The organism is Caballeronia sordidicola, assembly GCF_000729995.1.
Taxonomy (GTDB): Bacteria; Pseudomonadota; Gammaproteobacteria; order Burkholderiales; family Burkholderiaceae; genus Caballeronia; species Caballeronia sordidicola_A.
On record NZ_JNFG01000006.1, the window covers coordinates 53,206 to 70,506 of the forward strand.

16 protein-coding genes are annotated in these 17,301 nt (G+C 60.0%); 7 read left to right on the forward strand and 9 right to left on the reverse strand.

What is annotated here, in order from left to right:
- The first annotated feature begins 36 nt into the window (after positions 1–36).
- From folK to panB, 3 genes are all read left to right on the forward strand, one after another.
- Positions 37–564 carry a 2-amino-4-hydroxy-6-hydroxymethyldihydropteridine diphosphokinase gene (gene folK, locus FH08_RS0105975; RefSeq protein ID WP_031357454.1) on the forward strand — a complete coding sequence of 176 codons (528 nt, stop codon included), beginning with the start codon at positions 37–39 and terminating at the stop codon, positions 562–564.
- Positions 565–665: 101 nt separating this feature from the next.
- Complete coding sequence (locus tag FH08_RS0105980) at positions 666–1,373, forward strand: deoxynucleoside kinase (protein WP_031357455.1); 708 nt, start codon at positions 666–668, stop codon at positions 1,371–1,373.
- Between the two features lie 58 nt (positions 1,374–1,431).
- Complete coding sequence (gene panB, locus FH08_RS0105985) at positions 1,432–2,247, forward strand: 3-methyl-2-oxobutanoate hydroxymethyltransferase (protein WP_031357456.1); 816 nt, start codon at positions 1,432–1,434, stop codon at positions 2,245–2,247.
- A 186-nt stretch (positions 2,248–2,433) separates the two neighbouring features.
- Here panB and pabB read toward each other — a convergent pair whose 3' ends face one another.
- The 5 genes from pabB to grpE all read right to left on the reverse strand — a co-directional run bounded on the left by pabB (position 2,434) and on the right by grpE (position 8,918).
- Positions 2,434–4,227: an aminodeoxychorismate synthase component I gene (gene pabB / locus FH08_RS0105990; RefSeq protein WP_031357457.1), complete on the reverse strand. Its 1,794-nt coding sequence runs from the start codon at positions 4,225–4,227 to the stop codon at positions 2,434–2,436.
- Between the two features lie 34 nt (positions 4,228–4,261).
- Positions 4,262–5,404, reverse strand: coding sequence for a molecular chaperone DnaJ (gene dnaJ, locus FH08_RS0105995; RefSeq protein WP_031357458.1), 1,143 nt, complete (start codon positions 5,402–5,404; stop codon positions 4,262–4,264).
- Positions 5,405–5,742: 338 nt separating this feature from the next.
- Entirely contained in the window at positions 5,743–7,716 is a 1,974-nt protein-coding gene (dnaK, locus tag FH08_RS0106000; protein ID WP_031357459.1) for a molecular chaperone DnaK, read from the reverse strand.
- A 198-nt stretch (positions 7,717–7,914) separates the two neighbouring features.
- Entirely contained in the window at positions 7,915–8,310 is a 396-nt protein-coding gene (locus FH08_RS0106005) for a thioredoxin (protein ID WP_031357460.1), read from the reverse strand.
- A 26-nt stretch (positions 8,311–8,336) separates the two neighbouring features.
- A complete protein-coding gene (grpE, locus tag FH08_RS0106010; protein WP_031357461.1) occupies positions 8,337–8,918 on the reverse strand; it encodes a nucleotide exchange factor GrpE in 582 nt (193 codons plus the stop codon).
- A gap of 468 nt (positions 8,919–9,386) precedes the next feature.
- On the opposite strand from grpE, the gene FH08_RS52930 reads away from it, so the two are divergent.
- Complete coding sequence (locus tag FH08_RS52930; RefSeq protein ID WP_174254665.1) at positions 9,387–9,548, forward strand: hypothetical protein; 162 nt, start codon at positions 9,387–9,389, stop codon at positions 9,546–9,548.
- Here FH08_RS52930 and FH08_RS0106020 read toward each other — a convergent pair.
- From FH08_RS0106020 to hrcA, 3 genes are all read right to left on the reverse strand, one after another.
- The gene (locus FH08_RS0106020; protein ID WP_031357462.1) at positions 9,520–9,927 is read right to left on the reverse strand and encodes an RNA-binding S4 domain-containing protein; all 408 of its coding nucleotides are present in this window, start codon (positions 9,925–9,927) and stop codon (positions 9,520–9,522) included. The two genes, FH08_RS52930 and FH08_RS0106020, sit on opposite strands and share 29 nt — an antisense overlap.
- 9 nt (positions 9,928–9,936) lie before the next feature.
- Entirely contained in the window at positions 9,937–11,004 is a 1,068-nt protein-coding gene (hemH, locus tag FH08_RS0106025) for a ferrochelatase (protein WP_031357463.1), read from the reverse strand.
- Between the two features lie 190 nt (positions 11,005–11,194).
- Positions 11,195–12,214, reverse strand: coding sequence for a heat-inducible transcriptional repressor HrcA (gene hrcA, locus FH08_RS0106030; RefSeq protein WP_031357464.1), 1,020 nt, complete (start codon positions 12,212–12,214; stop codon positions 11,195–11,197).
- Between the two features lie 220 nt (positions 12,215–12,434).
- Here hrcA and FH08_RS0106035 point away from each other — a divergent pair, with 220 nt between their 5' ends.
- The 3 genes from FH08_RS0106035 (at position 12,435) to FH08_RS0106045 (ending at position 15,485) form a co-directional block, all read left to right on the forward strand.
- Positions 12,435–13,337 (forward strand): NAD kinase, encoded by a 903-nt coding sequence (locus FH08_RS0106035; protein WP_031357465.1) that lies wholly within the window; start codon positions 12,435–12,437, stop codon positions 13,335–13,337.
- 7 nt (positions 13,338–13,344) lie between these two features.
- Positions 13,345–15,000: a DNA repair protein RecN gene (gene recN / locus FH08_RS0106040; protein WP_031357466.1), complete on the forward strand. Its 1,656-nt coding sequence runs from the start codon at positions 13,345–13,347 to the stop codon at positions 14,998–15,000.
- Positions 15,001–15,248: 248 nt separating this feature from the next.
- Positions 15,249–15,485 (forward strand): type II toxin-antitoxin system prevent-host-death family antitoxin, encoded by a 237-nt coding sequence (locus FH08_RS0106045; RefSeq protein ID WP_326928930.1) that lies wholly within the window; start codon positions 15,249–15,251, stop codon positions 15,483–15,485.
- A gap of 210 nt (positions 15,486–15,695) precedes the next feature.
- On the opposite strand, the gene ltrA is transcribed toward FH08_RS0106045, so the two are convergent.
- On the reverse strand, positions 15,696–17,069 hold the full coding sequence (gene ltrA / locus FH08_RS0106050) for a group II intron reverse transcriptase/maturase (RefSeq protein ID WP_031357468.1): 1,374 nt from the start codon (positions 17,067–17,069) through the stop codon (positions 15,696–15,698).
- Positions 17,070–17,301 lie beyond the last annotated feature (232 nt).

Consider the following 17,301-nt stretch of genomic DNA (forward strand, 5'->3'; position numbering starts at 1 on the left):
CCTGTTTCGCCGAACGACAGTCGTAGGATTCATGCCATGACGGTAGCTTATCTGGGCCTGGGCGCAAACCTTGGTGAAGCGCGCCAGACCTTGAAAGACACAGTGGTGTGTCTTGCCCAGCAACACACGATCACCGTGCTCGCGAAATCGAGCCTCTATCGCACCGCGCCTATTGACGCCGGTGGCGACGACTACTTCAATTGCGTCGTCAAGATAGATACCACCCTCGCCGCACGCCAGTTGCTGCGGCTATGCCACGGCATAGAAAGCCATTTCGGACGCGAGCGGCCGTACCGGAACGCACCGCGCACGCTCGATATCGACATCCTGCTGTACGGCGATTCCTGCATCGAGGAAGCCGATCTCGTCGTGCCCCACCCGCGTCTCACCGAGCGCGCGTTTACACTCGTGCCGCTGATCGAACTCGACCGCGATGTGGTCATCGCCCAACGCGGCCGCGCCGATGCGTTTCTCGCCTCGGTTCAGGATCAACGGATCGAAAAAGTGGCGACACATCAGTGCCCGTTATCCGCTTCCCGCTGCTCTTCGCGACGCGAAGCCTAAAATTCGGCGACGCGAAGCCTGAATTTGGCGACGCGAAGTCTAAAAATCTGCGACGCGAAGCCTGGAATTCCGCGACGCGACGCCCGAAAGGTGAATAGCCCATGAGCATGTCGCCCCTCACCGTCACCGCGCCGCAGTTGCGCCCGCCGCATCGGTACATCGCGATTGAAGGGCCCATTGGCGTCGGCAAGACCACGCTCGCGCGCTTGCTCGCCGAACGATGGTCAATGCGCACGCTGTTCGAGCGCCCGCAGGAGAACGTGTTTCTCGAGCGGTTTTATCGCGACAACACGCGATACGCGCTACCTACGCAATTGCAGTTCGCGCTGCAGCGCGCACAGCTATCGCAAGAAGTCGGAGCGGCGCTGCTGGGTGGGCCGGGACTTCCTGGACAAGCCGCGAGCGCTCCGCTAATCACCGATTTCATCACTGAAAAAACGGCACTGTTTGCACGCCTGACGCTCCCCGACGACGAATTCGAGTTGTTCCGTGGAGTCGCCAGGCGCTTCGATACCCCCGCGCCCGCGCCCGATCTCGTCGTGTACTTGCAGGCCAGTCCCGAGGTGTTGTTCGCGCGCATTCAAAAGCGCGCACTGCCGATGGAATTGCAGATTCCCGACGCGTACCTGCGCGCCCTTTGCGACGCCTACAATGACTTCTTCTATCACTACGACGCAACACCGCTGCTCACGGTGAACGCCGAGCACCTGAATCCGCTGGAATCGGACGCCGATCTGGCGCTGCTGGTCGACCGCATTGAAACCATGCGTGGGCGCAAGGAATTCTTTGTCAAGGGCACGTCACTTTAAGTCCGTCCGGCTTGCGCGCAGGCGTGCCGTCTCATATCTAGTCGATGTGGAAATTCTCATGGCTTATTTGCAGGAAACCAGCCGCTCCGCGATCACCGTCCCGAAGCTCAGGACCATGCGCGAAGCCGGCGAAAAGATCACGATGCTGACGTGCTACGACGCGAGTTTTTCCGCGTTGCTGGATCGCGCGGGCGTCGATGTATTGCTGATTGGCGATTCGCTTGGAAACGTGCTGCAAGGGCATGGCACGACGCTGCCCGTGACGCTGGCCGATATCGCGTATCACACTGCAGCGGTCGCTCGCGGCAACAAGAACGCACTGGTTGTTGCGGATATGCCGTTTGGTACGGTCGGCTCGCGCGAGGAAACCTATGCAAACGCGGTGCAGTTGATGCGCGCGGGTGCGCAGATGGTGAAGATCGAAGGCGGAGAATGGGTCGCCGATACCGTCAAGTTTCTCGTCGACCGGTCGATCCCCGTCTGCGGACATGTGGGGTTGACGCCGCAATCGGTGCACGCGTTTGGCGGGTTCAAGGTGCAAGGAAAAACCGATGCCGGTGCCGACCAGATGCGCCGCGATGCCCAGGCGTTTCAGGATGCCGGCGCGCAGTTGATCGTGATCGAAGCAGTGCCTACGCTGCTGGCTAGTGAGGTGACGCAGCAGTTGGTCATCCCTACGATTGGCATTGGCGCCGGGGTCGAGTGTTCGGGCCAAGTGCTGGTGCTGCACGACATGCTTGGGATTTTTCCCGGCAAGCGGCCGCGGTTTGTTAAAGACTTCATGCAAGGACAGCCGAGTATTCTTGCCGCTGTCGAGGCGTATGTTCGAGCGGTTCGGGAAAAGACATTTCCCGGGCCGGAGCATACGTTTTAAGGGGGTTTTGTTGGTCCGACCGGGGCGGCGTTTTTGTTCGCATCGGCGTTTGCCGAAGCAGCCTTTCTCGCCGTGTTTTGTGCGCTACGTTCCGAATTGGCCCGCATGGCCACGATAACTTCCTTGGGCAACCGCTGAAGAAGTTGCCGCGAACAACGAGACTGTCAGCGAACTGCGTGCACATGCTTAGCGCAACCGTTTCAATCGCACCGGCACAGCACCACGCAGCGCGTTGCAAATCATCAACGATTCCGCACGGTCCAGATCCTTGCGCGTCAGCGTGCGTTCGTCAGCATCCAGCTCTTCGATCAACACGCCACGCATCACGCCCGGCAACAATCCTGCGTCGAGCGGCGGCGTGCTCCAACGGCCATTAAGCTTCACAAACACGTTCGATCGCCCACCTTCCGTCAGCTCTCCGCGCCCATTGAAAAACAGCATGTCGAACGCGCCTAGCGCTTCGGCCTCACGCCACGCACGGTCATACTCTTCACGCGACGTCGTCTTGTGCCTGAGCAACGGATCGTCCGCCGATCGCGCTGCGAAGCCATATTCCGATGCCAGCAAAACATCGACCGTTAACGCCGCCAACGGCGCGAGCGGCGCGCTCGTTACGGCAATCTCGCCGCTTTTGCCCAACGCAATCCGCAACCGGTAACCCGCCTTCGCTTCGAAGCCCGCGCAGGTTTCTTCAATACGCTTCTGCAGCAGCGTCTGGTCAAGCCCAAAGCCGCACCACTGCGCACTGGTTTCAAGCCTCGAAAGATGGCGATCCCAATGGCGAATCCCTGCTTCCTTAGTCGCAAAAGTTGTCTCGAAGAGCTGGAAACCCGGATCGGCTCCGGTCAGGAATTGAGCCTTCAATTGGCACTCCTCGAATTCATCGGCGGCAACGCTATCCAGCACAATGCCCCCGCCAACACCCATCTTGCCTCTGCCGTGCTGTATTTCCAGCGTCCGGATCGGCACGGACAAGCAGAAGTCGCGGCTCTTTTCGAGCCAGCCGATCGCGCCCGTATAAATGCCGCGCGGCGTGCTTTCCAGCGCGTCGATCAATTGCATCGTTTTGTGCTTCGGCGCACCCGTAATCGAGCCACAGGGCAAAAGTGCCCGGAGGATATCGGCGAACGTGGTGCCGGCAAGCAACCGCGCTTCCACCGTCGATGTCATCTGCCAAACCGACTTGTAGGGCTCAACCGAAAACAGGTGCGGCACCTGCACACTTCCCGTGACCGCGACACGCGACATATCGTTACGCAGGAGGTCGACGATCATCACGTTCTCGGCGCGGTTCTTCGGATCGAGCCGCAGCCACTCCGGGTCCGCGCTGCGGGGCGCCGTACCCTTCATGGGCCGCGCTTGCAGCACGTCGCCCGCGCGCTGGATGAACAGCTCGGGCGAGCACGAGAGCACATCGCGTCCATCGGGCAGCGCAATCAGCGCGCCGTATTGCACGGGCTGCCGCTCCCGCAGCCGTCGATACAAACCGACCGCCGAACCAAAGACATCGAAGGCGAGACGGAACGTGTAGTTGATCTGATACGAATCGCCGGCCAGCAATGCGTCCTGAACGGCCGCAATGGCTTGCTCGAATGCATCGCGCGACACACTGGCTTCGATGTTCGCCACTCCCGCCATCGAGGGCTGCTCCGCCAGGCCGTTATCACGCGCGACAAGCCATTGATTCGCCTCTTCACGCGATAACAACGTGCACTCGCGGAACAACAAAAAGCGCAGCGCGGCATCGCCGGGCTGCGCTAACTGGAGGTTGCGGCCAAATTCATAGTCTGCCAGCACGACGGCGTGCAATCCGTTGTGCAGGTCTGCTTCAACACTCGCACACACTTCGTCGAGTTGCGCGGCGTCACGACACGAGCGTTCGTACAAGAAGCCGGCGTAAAGGCGACTCGACCGCCTTTCGGCGGTCGAGTCGCAATCGTCGAGCAGCGCGAAAACCTCGCTGCGTTGCTGCATGATCATTGCCTGAGTCGAAGAAGACCTAAACGAAGAAATCTCAATCGAAGAAACTCTTCACCCGATCGAACCAGCTCTTGCTTTGCGGGCTATGACGCGCTCCGCCTTCCGTCAGTGAACGCTCGAACTGTTTGAGCAGATCGCGTTGCTGGTCGGTGAGCTTGACCGGCGTTTCGACCTGCACATGCACATAAAGGTCCCCGGCAATGCTCGAGCGCAATCCCTTGATACCCTTGCTACGCAGCCGGAACGTCTTGCCCGACTGCGTGCCTTCCGGCACGGTGAAACTCGCGCGGCCGGCCAGCGTGGGTACTTCGATCTCACCGCCCAGCGCCGCCGTGGTGAACGGAATCGGCATCTGGCAATGCAGGTCGTCGCCGTCGCGTTCGAACACCGAATGCTGCTTGATGTGAATCTCGACGTACAAATCGCCGCTCGGACCGCCGTTGATGCCCGGCTCGCCGTTACCCGACGAACGAATCCGCATGCCGTCGTCGATGCCCGCCGGAATCTTCACTTCCAGCGTCTTCGTTTCCTTCACCTTGCCCGCGCCATGGCAATGTCCGCACGGATCAGGAATGTGGGAGCCGGTTCCATGACACTTCGGGCAAGTCTGCTGGATGCTGAAAAAGCCCTGCGACATACGCACGGTGCCTTGTCCCTGGCACGTCGGACAGGTTTCCGGCTTGGTGCCGGGCTTCGCGCCCGAGCCCTTGCAAATCTCACAATTTACCCAGCTCGGCACGCGAATTTGCGTGTCGTAGCCGTGCGCCGCCTGCTCCAGCGAAATTTCCATGCTGTAGCGCAAATCCGCGCCGCGATAAACCTGCGGACCCGCGCGCCCGCGGCTGGCTCCCGCGCCACCGCCGGCCGCCTGGCCGAAGATGTCGCCGAAAATATCGCCGAACGCGTCAGCGAAACCGCCAAAACCTTGCTGACCTGCACCGGCCATGTTCGGATCGACGCCGGCATGGCCGTATTGATCGTAGGCCGCGCGCTTTTGCGGATCCGAGAGCATTTCGTAGGCCTCTTTGGCCTCCTTGAAACGCGCTTCCGAATCCTTGTTATCCGGATTGCGGTCGGGGTGATGCTTCATCGCAAGCTTGCGATAAGCCTTCTTGATTTCGTCGTCGCTCGCATTCTTCGCGACGCCCATAACCTCGTAGTAATCCCGTTTCGCCATATCGGTTCAGCGCCACCGCGCCTGATCGAAGATCAGGTCCGGCAGCTCCCTCTTGGATGCCTGGAGTCTTGCGACTCATGTGGTTCGTCGACGCCTTGCCAACATGCATGATTCGCGCGATCAAAAAGTGACCGGTACGCAAATCAACCCGCACAAAGCACAGCGCCCTCTAAAAAAACAACGTGCCCGGAAAGCCATTAGGCTCGCCAGGCGCGTTCTTCGTCCGTGCGCTCAACAACTTCTCGCAAGACATTTTTCGTCGCGGTCCCGCGCAACACCAAAGCCGCACGGGACCGGTTCAACCTTCACCGACGAACTGCTGATGCGGTTCAATCGACTTAGTCCTTCTTCACTTCCTTGAAGTCCGCGTCGACAACATCGTCGTGCTGCTCCGGCGCCGCTTGCGCACCGGGGCCGCCTGCTGCGCCTGCGCCCGCCGAATTCGCTCCACCCGCTGCCGCGCCCGCTGCACCTTGCGCTGCAGCCATGTCGGCGTACATCTTTTCGCCGAGTTTCTGCGACGCCGTTGCCAGCGTTTCAATCTTCGCGTCGATCGCGGCCTTGTCGCTCGCCGTGCTCTTCAGCGCTTCTTCAAGATCCTTCAACGCCGCTTCGATCTGCTCTTTCTCAGCCGCTTCGACCTTGTCGCCGTACTCAGCCACGGCCTTCTTCGTGCTGTGCACCAGCGCGTCGCCCTGATTGCGCGAGTCGGCCAGTTCACGCAGACGGTGATCTTCGTCGGCGTTCGCTTCAGCGTCCTTCACCATCTTGTCGATCTCAGCGTCTGACAGACCCGAGTTCGCCTTGATAACGATGCGGTTTTCCTTGCCGGTCGCCTTGTCCTTCGCGCCGACGTGGAGAATCCCGTTCGCATCGATGTCAAAGCTCACTTCGATCTGCGGCGTGCCGCGCGATGCCGGCGGAATGCCTTCAAGGTTGAACTCGCCCAGCAGCTTGTTGCCTGCTGCCATTTCGCGCTCACCCTGGAACACCTTGATCGTCACGGCGCTCTGGTTGTCGTCAGCGGTCGAATAGACTTGTGCGTGCTTGGTCGGGATGGTCGTATTCTTGTTGATCATCTTCGTCATCACGCCGCCGAGGGTTTCAATACCCAGCGACAACGGCGTCACGTCCAGCAGCAGCACGTCCTTGCGATCACCCGACAGAACCTGGCCTTGAATCGCGGCGCCAACAGCCACGGCTTCGTCCGGGTTCACGTCACGGCGCGGATCCTTGCCGAAGAATTCCTTAACCTTTTCCTGCACTTTCGGCATACGCGTCATGCCGCCGACCAGGATGATGTCGTCGATTTCGCCGACCTTCACGCCTGCATCTTTAATAGCGATACGGCACGGTTCCATCGTGCGTTCGATCAGGTCTTCAACCAGCGACTCCAGCTTCGCACGCGTAATTTTCAGGTTCAAGTGCTTCGGACCCGACGCGTCCGCCGTGATGTACGGCAGGTTGATTTCGGTCTGAGCGGTCGACGACAACTCGATCTTCGCCTTTTCAGCGGCTTCCTTCAGGCGTTGCAGCGCGAGCACGTCGCGGCTCAGATCGACGCCTTGATCCTTCTTGAACTCGCCGATGATGTATTCGATGATGCGCTGGTCAAAATCTTCACCGCCGAGGAACGTGTCGCCGTTCGTGGAGAGCACTTCGAACTGCTTCTCACCGTCAACGTCCGCGATCTCGATGATCGATACGTCGAACGTGCCACCACCCAAGTCGTACACCGCAATCTTGCGGTCGCCCTTTTCGTTCTTGTCCAGACCGAACGCGAGCGCGGCTGCAGTCGGTTCGTTGATGATGCGTTTCACGTCCAGACCGGCAATACGGCCCGCGTCTTTCGTCGCCTGACGCTGGCTGTCGTTGAAGTAGGCCGGCACCGTAATGACGGCTTCCGTCACTTCTTCGCCGAGATAGTCTTCAGCGGTCTTCTTCATCTTGCGCAGCACTTCAGCCGAGATTTGCGGCGGCGCCAGTTTTTGATCGCGGGCTTCGACCCAGGCGTCGCCGTTATCGGCGCGCACGATCTTGTAAGGCATCAGCGCGATGTCTTTTTGCACTTCTTTTTCGTCAAAACGGCGACCGATCAACCGTTTGACTGCGTACAGGGTGTTCTTCGGGTTCGTGACCGACTGCCGCTTCGCCGGCGCGCCGACGAGAATTTCGTTGTCGTCCACATAAGCAATGATCGACGGCGTAGTGCGCGTGCCTTCCGCGTTCTCAATCACCTTGACCGTGTTGCCTTCCATGATCGCGACGCACGAGTTCGTCGTGCCCAGATCGATACCAATGATTCTGCCCATTTTTATCACTCTCCTGACTTTGATTGCAGCAGCTCCGTTTTTGCGTTTTCGACCTGTTGACGGTCGAATCCGCTAGCCGGATGCCCAAAATTTAACCCTGTACGCCAAATAAGAGCGTTCGCATCGTTTTCAAGACCAAAAGCCGACGCTTTCCCGCTTTTTTTCAGCCGATCTGAAACTTTTCCTGGATCTCACCGTTCAAGTCTTGGCTTCGAGGACCCGGATTTTTTCGCGAGCCGCGGCGACCGCGGCTTCGAACTGGCCAAGCCCATGCCAACCGGTTGCTCGTCCAAGGCGCTTGCCGCGATAGAAGAAGAACCACGTCGGCACGCCATGCAACATGAAACGGAGGCCAAGATCCCGATGCTCATAGACGTTGCTGTGAAACCATTTCAGCCCGAGCGCCCGGATCTCGTCCGGTTTTGCCAGCATCGCCTTCTTCGCGATTTCGCAGTTGAAGCACTCGAAACCCCAGAAAAAGACGACGGCCAATTCGTCCGCCGCCGACTCGAGGCCTGCATCGAACGACTCGGCGCTCAATTCCTGCATGTCGAAAGCGCCGAATGCCGTAGCGTCGACAGGAATATCGGCCATCACAGCACCGTCTTTAGCTGAAACGCTTATTTCGGCGCGGCGACCGTGACAAGCGCCGGACGCAGAACGCGGTCCGCAATCACGTAGCCCTTTTGCAGCACCGAGACCACCGTGTTTGCGTCCTGCTCGGCCGGCACCATCGAAATAGCCTGATGACGATGCGGATCGAACTTCTCGCCTACCGGATTGACCTCGACCACACGGCCCTTTTCAAGCGCGGCGGTCAGCTGGCGCAGCGTCAACTCAACGCCTTCGCGGACTTTTGCCAGGTCGGTGGATGAATGCGTCAGCGCGGCTTCCAGGCTGTCGAGCACCGGCAGCAGGTTCTCCGCGAAATTCTCGATCGCGAACTTATGCGCCTTCTGCACATCTTCCGACGCCCGGCGCCGAACATTCTCGGTCTCGGCTTTCGCGCGCAGGAACTCTTCTTGCAGCGACGTTGCCCGGGCTTGCGCTTCAGCGAGCAGTGCCTCGGTTTCATTCACGTCGACGGTTTCCGGGGAGGAAATTCCGTCCGGCGCGCCGGGTTGCTGGATAGTTTGGGCCGCCGCGGTATTGTCGGCGGGCGTGGGGTTCTGGCTCGCGGAATTATCTTGCGTGTTTTCCATGTCGCTTGAGATTTTGCTATGGGTGAAAACGGATGAAATCGAACGCAACGTTGCGGTTTCGACCCATCAAAAAGCTGCCGATGATAACCGCCAACTCAACGTTGCAAAAACACAACGGGCCCGAACAGCGGACAGTGCGAGTAAAGCGAGGTACTTCCTGTGTTCGTCCCAAGTCCCCCATTTGAGGCTCAGATGAGCGTTTTCAAGGGGTTGCGGGTGCTTTCCGGGGCTGTTTCTAGGCCGCAGAAATGACCGGTTACAACCATTTTGAGCCTGTCATCAGATTCAGATTGAGCCGGTTGATTTGCTCGCCTACACTTCGAACATGTCTTCGGAAGCTCTAGTTAACCCTAATCTTACGAATGTCCGAATCCAAGTTTTTTTGTCGCTTTTTTTGTCGCTAAGGCTTGTTTCAAGTCAGCTCTAGCGCCGGTTTTTCAGAGCTGTTGATTGTTACAGGGGGTGCCCATGAAACTGACCTTTGCTATTGCGATCGTCGCTTTGGTACTTGTTGGCGGCACCACGACAATTTGCATGTCCGGCGCGGTCAACGACCACACCACGGAGTACGGCGGCGTCTCGGCCACCATGGAACATTTTTTCAGTCCGAGCCTGAAAGTTTGTCGATAATGCGGCGGTCGCGCTTGGTCGGGCGACCCTGCAATGCGGCTGCCGGCTCTCGGTACGTCTTCCTTCGCTCATTCTCTGCCACGCGTTTTTCCCGTCCAGCGTCCGTTTCAGCGTAGAGCGTCTGCGCAATCGGCGCGGGCCCGCGCACTTCACAAATTCCCAGCACGTTCACTTGCCAAAGCACGTGTTCAATCTCGATCTCCACGAGATCGCCAACACGCACATCCTTGGACGGCTTCACATTCGCGCCGCCAATTCGCACTCGGCCCTTCTCGACTGCGTCGCTGGCCAGTGAGCGCGTTTTGAAAAAGCGCGCCGCCCACAGCCATTTGTCGATACGAAGACGAGCGCCGGAGTCGGTTGAGATCTGGTAGTTCATTTGCTCGGTCTATGCGGCTGCGCTGAGCGCTTGCGGCGCCTGCACCGGCCAGCCCTGCAGGTGTTGCGCGACAATTTCTCCCAGCGCCTTGATCCAGGCCGGCGATGCGTTCAGACAGGGAATCCGGTGAAACTCCTTGCCGCCAGCGTGCAGGAATTCATCGCGCACTTCAATGCCGATTTCTTCGATCGTTTCCAGGCAATCCGACGTAAACCCTGGGCAGAACACATCTACCCGCTTCACGCCCGCCGCCCCGAGTTCGGCGAGCGAGGGCGCGGTATAAGGCTGCAGCCATTCTGCACGGCCAAAACGCGACTGGAATGTCACCCGGCATTCGACCGGCGACAAACCGAGTGCCGCCATGAGCAACGAGCCGGTCTGTTGACACTGATCATGGTATGGATCGCCAAGATCCATGGTGCGCTTTGGCACGCCGTGGAAACTCAGCACCAGCCGGTCCCCTGCCGCGAAGTCCGGCTGACCGTGATGCCGCCAATAGTCCCGCACCTGCTCGGCCAGCGCGCCAATATAGGCCGGATGGTCCGCATATTGGCGGATGGTGCGTAGTTCCGGCTGATTGCGCACGCGCCGCAAGGCATTGAACGCGTCGTCGAACGCGGTAGCGGTGGTCGACGACGAATATTGCGGATACATGGGTACGAGCAGTACGCGCTCGGCGCCTTCCAGCTTGAGTTGATTCATCATGGCCGGAATGCCGGGCGTGCCGTAGCGCATGGCGTAGTCCACGATCACGTGATAGTCATTCACCATGAATAAGCGCCGCAACGCCTCAACCTGCTTTTCCGTATGGACCCGCAGCGGCGAGCCTTCCGGGAGCCAAACCTGCGCATATTTCTTCGCCGACGCCCGGCCGCGAAACGGCAGGATGGCCAATCGCAAGATGACTTGCCACGCGAGCGCAGGAATTTCCACCACGCGCGGGTCCGACAAGAACTGCGCGAGGTACTTGCGCACAGCCTTGGGCGTGGGCGCATCCGGCGTGCCGAGGTTGATCAGCAGCACCGCAACGCGATGCGAAGCGGAAGGCTGCGAAGGCAACTCGAGGTCGTAGCGCATAAAGGAACGAGGCTGTGAAGCCCGTGGAAGTAAGTGAAACCCATTATAGCGGCGCGTTTCGGAACGCAACATCGACCGAACGGCCGAGTGGTGAACGAGGCTGGGGCGAGGCAAGATGGGTTGTCTGCCGGAGCGATTCGAAGCATTTTGCGGACCGGACCGGCAGAGGGTTTATTGCACGCTTATCGCACTATTGCTGGCTACTGAGCGAGAGGGACAGCAGGCGCGCGGTGATATCGACGATAGGAATCACGCGGTTATATGCCATCCGCGTGGGTCCGATCACCCCCAGCGTACCCACGATCTTCCCGTTCACTTCATAGGGCGCTGTCACAACGCTCATTTCCTCGATCGGTACGAGATTCGACTCGCCGCCTATAAATATCTGCACGCCTTGGGCGTGGCTCGATACGTCGAGTAATTGAAGGAGACTCGTCTTTTGGTCGAACACGTCGAAGAGCTTGCGCAGCCGCGCCATGTCGGAAGAAAGATCCGCCACTTCCAGCAGGTTGCGCTCGCCGGAAATCAGCAGGGTGTCGCCTTGATCCGTTTCGTCGACGCTCGCGGCCACCGCTGCTTGCATGAGCGAGGTCATGTCGCCGCGCAACGCGTCGATTTCCTCGCGCAGTCGGCGGCGTACTTCGTTGAAGGACAGCCCGGCGAAGTTCGCGTTGATATAGTTCGACGCCTCGGTGAGCTGCGACGGCGAGTAGTCGCGTTGAGTGGCCATAATGCGGTTCTGCACGTCGCCTTCAGGCGTCACTATGATCAGCAGGATGCGCTTGTCGGACAAACGCATGAACTCGATCTGCTTGAACATGTGGCTGCGGCGCGGCGTGAGAATGACGCCAGCGAACGTGGACAGGTTCGAGAGTACGCTCGCCGCGGCGGCCACGATCTTCGCCGGCTCGCCGCCCTGCAGCTTGATCTTGACGGCGGAAGTCATGGCTTCGTCGTCGGTGGTTTCGACGGTGAGCATGGTGTCCACGAAGAGCCGGTAACCGCGCGGCGTGGGAATCCGCCCCGCCGACGTATGCGGACTTACCACCAGCCCGAGGTCCTCCAGGTCCGACATGACGTTGCGAATGGTGGCCGGGCTGAGCTCGAGGCCGGAATAACGCGACAGCGTGCGGGAACCGACCGGCTGACCTTCGGCAATGTAGCGCTCGATCAGCGTCTTGAGGAGGGTCTGGGCACGTGGGTCTAGCATGGGGAAATTTTAGCTCAACGTTTAAGGAAACAGCGAGCACAGCAAATAGGGCGACGACGGTTGGCGCTGGATTGTCATTCACCCGTCATCAATTCATGATCAACACCATTCTAGCGACAATTCCCCTTCACGCCCGGGGCTTGGCGCATCCAAACAACTCCGGGGCGCCGCGGGCGGGCGCACGGTTCTTTTCGACACTCACCTATGGTGTAATGCCGGCATGGAAATTGGGACCCAATTCAAGACTGTCGCGCTCGTGGGGCGCAACAATACGCCCGGCATCAGGGAGCCGTTGACGGCGCTCGCCGCTTGCATTGTGAAACGCGGCTTCGACGTCGTATTCGAAACCGAAACGGCGCATGAAGTCGGCGTGACCGACTACCCCGCCTTGACCGCGCATGAAATTGGCGCGCGCGCGGACGTGGCGGTCGTGCTCGGCGGCGACGGCACCATGCTAGGCATTGGGCGGCAACTTGCGCCCCATCGCACGCCGCTGATCGGCGTCAACCACGGGCGGCTCGGTTTCATCACGGACATCACGCTGGCCGAAATGCACGAGCTCGTGCCGCAAATGCTCGCCGGCAGTTTTGAGCGCGAAGAACGGAGCTTGCTGGAAGCGCGCATTGTCCGGGACGGCCAGCCGATCTATCACGCGCTGGCGTTCAATGACGTCGTGGTGAACCGGAGCGGTTTCTCGGGCATGGCGGAACTGCGCGTGTCGGTGGATGGGCGCTTCATGTACAACCAGCGCTCGGACGGGCTGATTGTCGCCACGCCAACGGGTTCGACCGCTTACGCGCTCTCCTCGTCCGGACCGATCCTGCATCCGCAATTGCAGGGGTTCGTACTTGTGCCCATTGCGCCGCATTCACTGTCCAACCGTCCGATCGTGCTGCCCGACGACTCTCAGGTGGATATCCAGATTATTGGCGGGCGCGATGTGAACGTGAATTTCGACATGCAGTCGTTTACCGCTGTCGAATTGAACGACACCATTGAGGTGCGGCGTTCGCGCCATACCGTGCCGGTGTTGCACCCGATTGGCTATAGCCATTACGCAACGCTGCGCAAGAAGCTGCACTGGAACGAATATCCCTCGCACGAAGACGCCACGAAACTCTAAGACGCCCATGCTCCGTCATCTCTCGATTCGCGACTTCGTCATTGTCGCCGCGCTAGACCTCGAGTTCGAGCGCGGCTTCACCGTATTTTCAGGCGAAACCGGCGCCGGCAAGTCAATTCTCATTGACGCGCTCGCGCTCACACTCGGCGCGCGCGCCGACGCCAGCATTGTGCGGACCGGAGAAGCACGCGCGGACATCACCGCTGAGTTTTCGACCCACGCGCAAGTCTCGCGCTGGCTGGACGAGCACGCGCTGGCAGTTGGCGATGCCGACACGGTCATGCTGCGCCGTGTAGTCGATTCGAGCGGGCGCTCGCGGGCGTTTATCAACGGTACGCCGGCAACCCTCGTGCAACTGCGTGAACTGAGCGAAATGCTCGTCGACATCCACGGCCAGCACGCTCATCAATTGCTGATGCGCCCCGACGCTCAGCGCGAACTCTTCGATACCCACGCGGGCCTTCTCGAAGCAGCGCAGAAAGTAGCGCGGGCGCATAGGGTCTGGCGCGACGCTACGCAGGCGGTGGAACTGGCGCAAAACCGCGATCGCGAGTTGCAACTGGAGCGCGAGCGCCTTGCGTGGCAATTGAACGAACTCGACAAACTTGCGCCGCAGCCAGGTGAGTGGGAGGAAGTGAGCGCCGAGCATCATCGGCTATCGCATTCGGCGAGTTTGATCGACGGTGTGCAGGGTGCGCTGAACGCGCTGTCCGAGTCGGACGAAGCCATGATCACGCAGCTCTCTTCCATCGTGTCGAAGCTGCGCGGTCTTGTCGACATCGACCCTGCCCTTGCCGACGTGCTGGCTTCGCTCGAACCTGCCGAGATTCAATTGCAGGAAGCGTCCTATTCGCTTTCCCACTATGCGCAGCGGCTCGAACTCGATCCGAACCGGCTTGCGCAGGTGGAGCATCGGATGGAGCAACTGCATTCGGCTGCGCGCAAGTTCCGCATGCAACCCGAGGCGTTACCCGAGGAGCATGCCGAGCGGCGCAGGCAGTTGGCGGCGCTCGATGCTGCTGCCGATCTCGATGCACTGCGTGCTGCGGTTGCCAAGGCGAAAGAGGTTTATCTGACGGAAGCGACGGTGTTGTCGAAGGCGCGTGGGAAAGCCGCTAAGTCGCTTGGCAAGGCGGTCACGAAGGGCATGCAGGAATTATCGATGGTCGGCGGGAGCTTTGAAGTCGCGCTCGTGCCCCTTGCGGAAGGCGGCGCGAACGGTCTCGAGCAGATCGAGTTCCGGGTGGCCGGACATGCAGGCGTGACCTTGCGGCCCTTGGCAAAGGTGGCGTCCGGCGGCGAACTCGCACGGATAAGTTTGGCGTTGGCGGTGATTGCGAGCACGGCGAGCCCGACTCCCACATTAATTTTCGATGAAGTCGATACGGGGATTGGCGGGGGTGTCGCGGAAGTGGTCGGGCGCTTGCTGCATCAACTCGGCCGCGACCGACAAGTGCTGTGCGTCACGCATTTGCCGCAAGTCGCCGCACGTGGCGATCACCACTTCCAGGTGGCAAAAGCCGGTGATTCTGCGGGGGGAACGGTTAGCACCGTCACGCCGCTGGATAAGTCGAAGCGGGTGGAGGAAGTCGCGCGGATGCTGGGCGGGCTCGAAATCACGGCCACGACCCGCAAGCATGCGAAGGAAATGCTTGCTGCGTGAGCGGTGAATCAATGCGGAGCGCGGCGGTTTGCGGCCCTCGTCCGTCGCCACGCACACGCACACGCACACGCCCGCGATGCTGGCCACACACCTTCATGTGATCAAGCGTCGTCTTGCTGATCTTGGCTCGCTACCGATCGACACCGCCGCGACGGCCGCCATATCCCCATATCGTGGGCCTCACGCTAGACTAAGCTAACCTAGCCAACCTAGCTAAGCTAAAAGCCATGCCCACTATTCCTGTCAACATGCACGAGGCCAAAACCAACCTGTCGCGGCTGGTCGAGAAGGCGGTGAAGGGTGAATCCGTTGTAATCGCCAAAACGGGCAAGCCGATGCTGCGGATCATTGCCATAGACGCCCCGGCGCCGGCCAAGAAGAAGCGAATCGGCTTTCTGGCCGGTCAGGTCACCGTGCCTGATGCGCAGGTGTTCAACCACTTGGGCAGTGACGAAATCGCCGCGATGTTTGGCGGCGACGAATGAAGCTGTTGCTCGACACGCCTGATCTCGCAAGCAACAGTCGAGGGCATCACCTTGCTGACAAATGACCAAACGGTCGCTGAATACAAAGCGAGCCCGATTCGTTTGGTGAAGTAGCGAGTGCCCGCTTAAATCGGGATAGGGGCAGGCCTCGCGGCCCGACCCCTCCCACACCACCGTGCGTACGGGTCCGCACACGGCGGTTCGGATTGGTTACCCGACCGGGCCAACCGATGGAAGTCCAAGCGATCGGAAGTAACGATTGGACAACGCAATGTTCAGCGCCGGGCTACAACTCAAGCGCCATACACTGTGCGGCGAACCCACGGTCTGGGCGGCAAGGTCTCGGGACACTCCCCGCGCGATCAGTTCCCGGAATCGGGTCCGACTCAGTTTCCACTGCTTCCAGAGGAAACAGCGAAGACGCCGACGAACCCATTCGTCCAGTTTCCGAAGTACGCTGGGCGTTTCGCAGAAACCGAAGTAGCCGCGCCAGCCCGTCATATATCGTTTCAGCGTACCGATCAACCGGTCGACGCTGACCCCTCGCGTGCGTTGAGTCAACTCCCGGATTCGATCCTTGAAGCGAGCCAGCGCCTTGGGCGCAATGCGCCGTTTGACCTGTACTCGGTCCGAGAAGGTGAATCCAAGGAATTTGCGCGTGTGTGGCCGCGCGACCGCGCTTTTCGCCTCATTGACCTTCAGCTTCAGCTTGCCGCTCAGGAAGGCCTTGAGGCCTTCCATCACCCGCTGGCCCGCGCGTTCGCTGCGTACGTAGACGTTACTATCGTCGGCGTACCTCACGAAGCGTAGACCTCGTCGCGCAAGCTCCCGGTCGAAGTCGTCAAGCATCAGGTTGGATAACAACGGTGATAGCGGACCCCCTTGCGGCGCCCCTTCGTCCGTTGCACCAACCAGCCCGTTTTCCATCACACCCGCCCTCAGGAAGGAACGGATTAGCTTCAGGACACGCCTGTCGCAAACCCGCTTTGCCACCCGGCTCATCAGAATGTCGTGGCTCACGCGATCGAAGAATTTCTCGAGGTCCAAATCTACAACCCATCGATGCCCCGACTGGATGTAGCTTTGTGCCTGTGCCACGGCCTGATGCGCCGAGCGTCCCGGACGGAAACCGTAACTGGAATCCGAGAACGTCGGGTCCCACTGCCTTTGCAGCACCTGCAATACCGCCTGCTGGATGAATCGATCAAGCGCACATGGGATGCCGAGCTTGCGCACGCCACCTCCATCCGGCTTGGGTATCTCGACCCGCCTCACAGGTTGCGGTTTGTACGTGCCGTTCAGCAGCGTGGCCCTTATCGACAGCCAGTGCTCACGCAGGAACCCCGGTAGCGCGTGGACCGTCATGCCGTCCACACCCGGTGCCCCCTTGTTAGCTTTCACACGCTTCAACGCCTGCTTCAGGTTCTCCCGTTCACATATTTCTTCCATCAGTCGGTCGTAAGCCGACGGGCTTTCAGTCTCAGGGTTCGCCGTCATAGATTCAGCCCCTCGATCTGCGGCCCTCGGGGCTTCACCCCTACCTCCGCTATCAAGGCCGCGATGCGTTTTCTGCTGCGCTTCCATGTCGAGTTCTCCGGCTTACTCGCCGCTCCTCTCCGTTCGGGCCTTCAGGCGTCGCCGCCCTAATATGCCCTCTGCTGACTCCTGCACGGCGCTCAACGGCCCTTACGAGCCGTTCAGTCCTGAGTCCAGGACACCGTGCAGGCCTCCCGAGGTAAGCTCAACCGCCTTCGCCACACACCTGCCAGATTTACCACCCCAACCCTTGATGGTTATGGACTTCGCAATCACATGC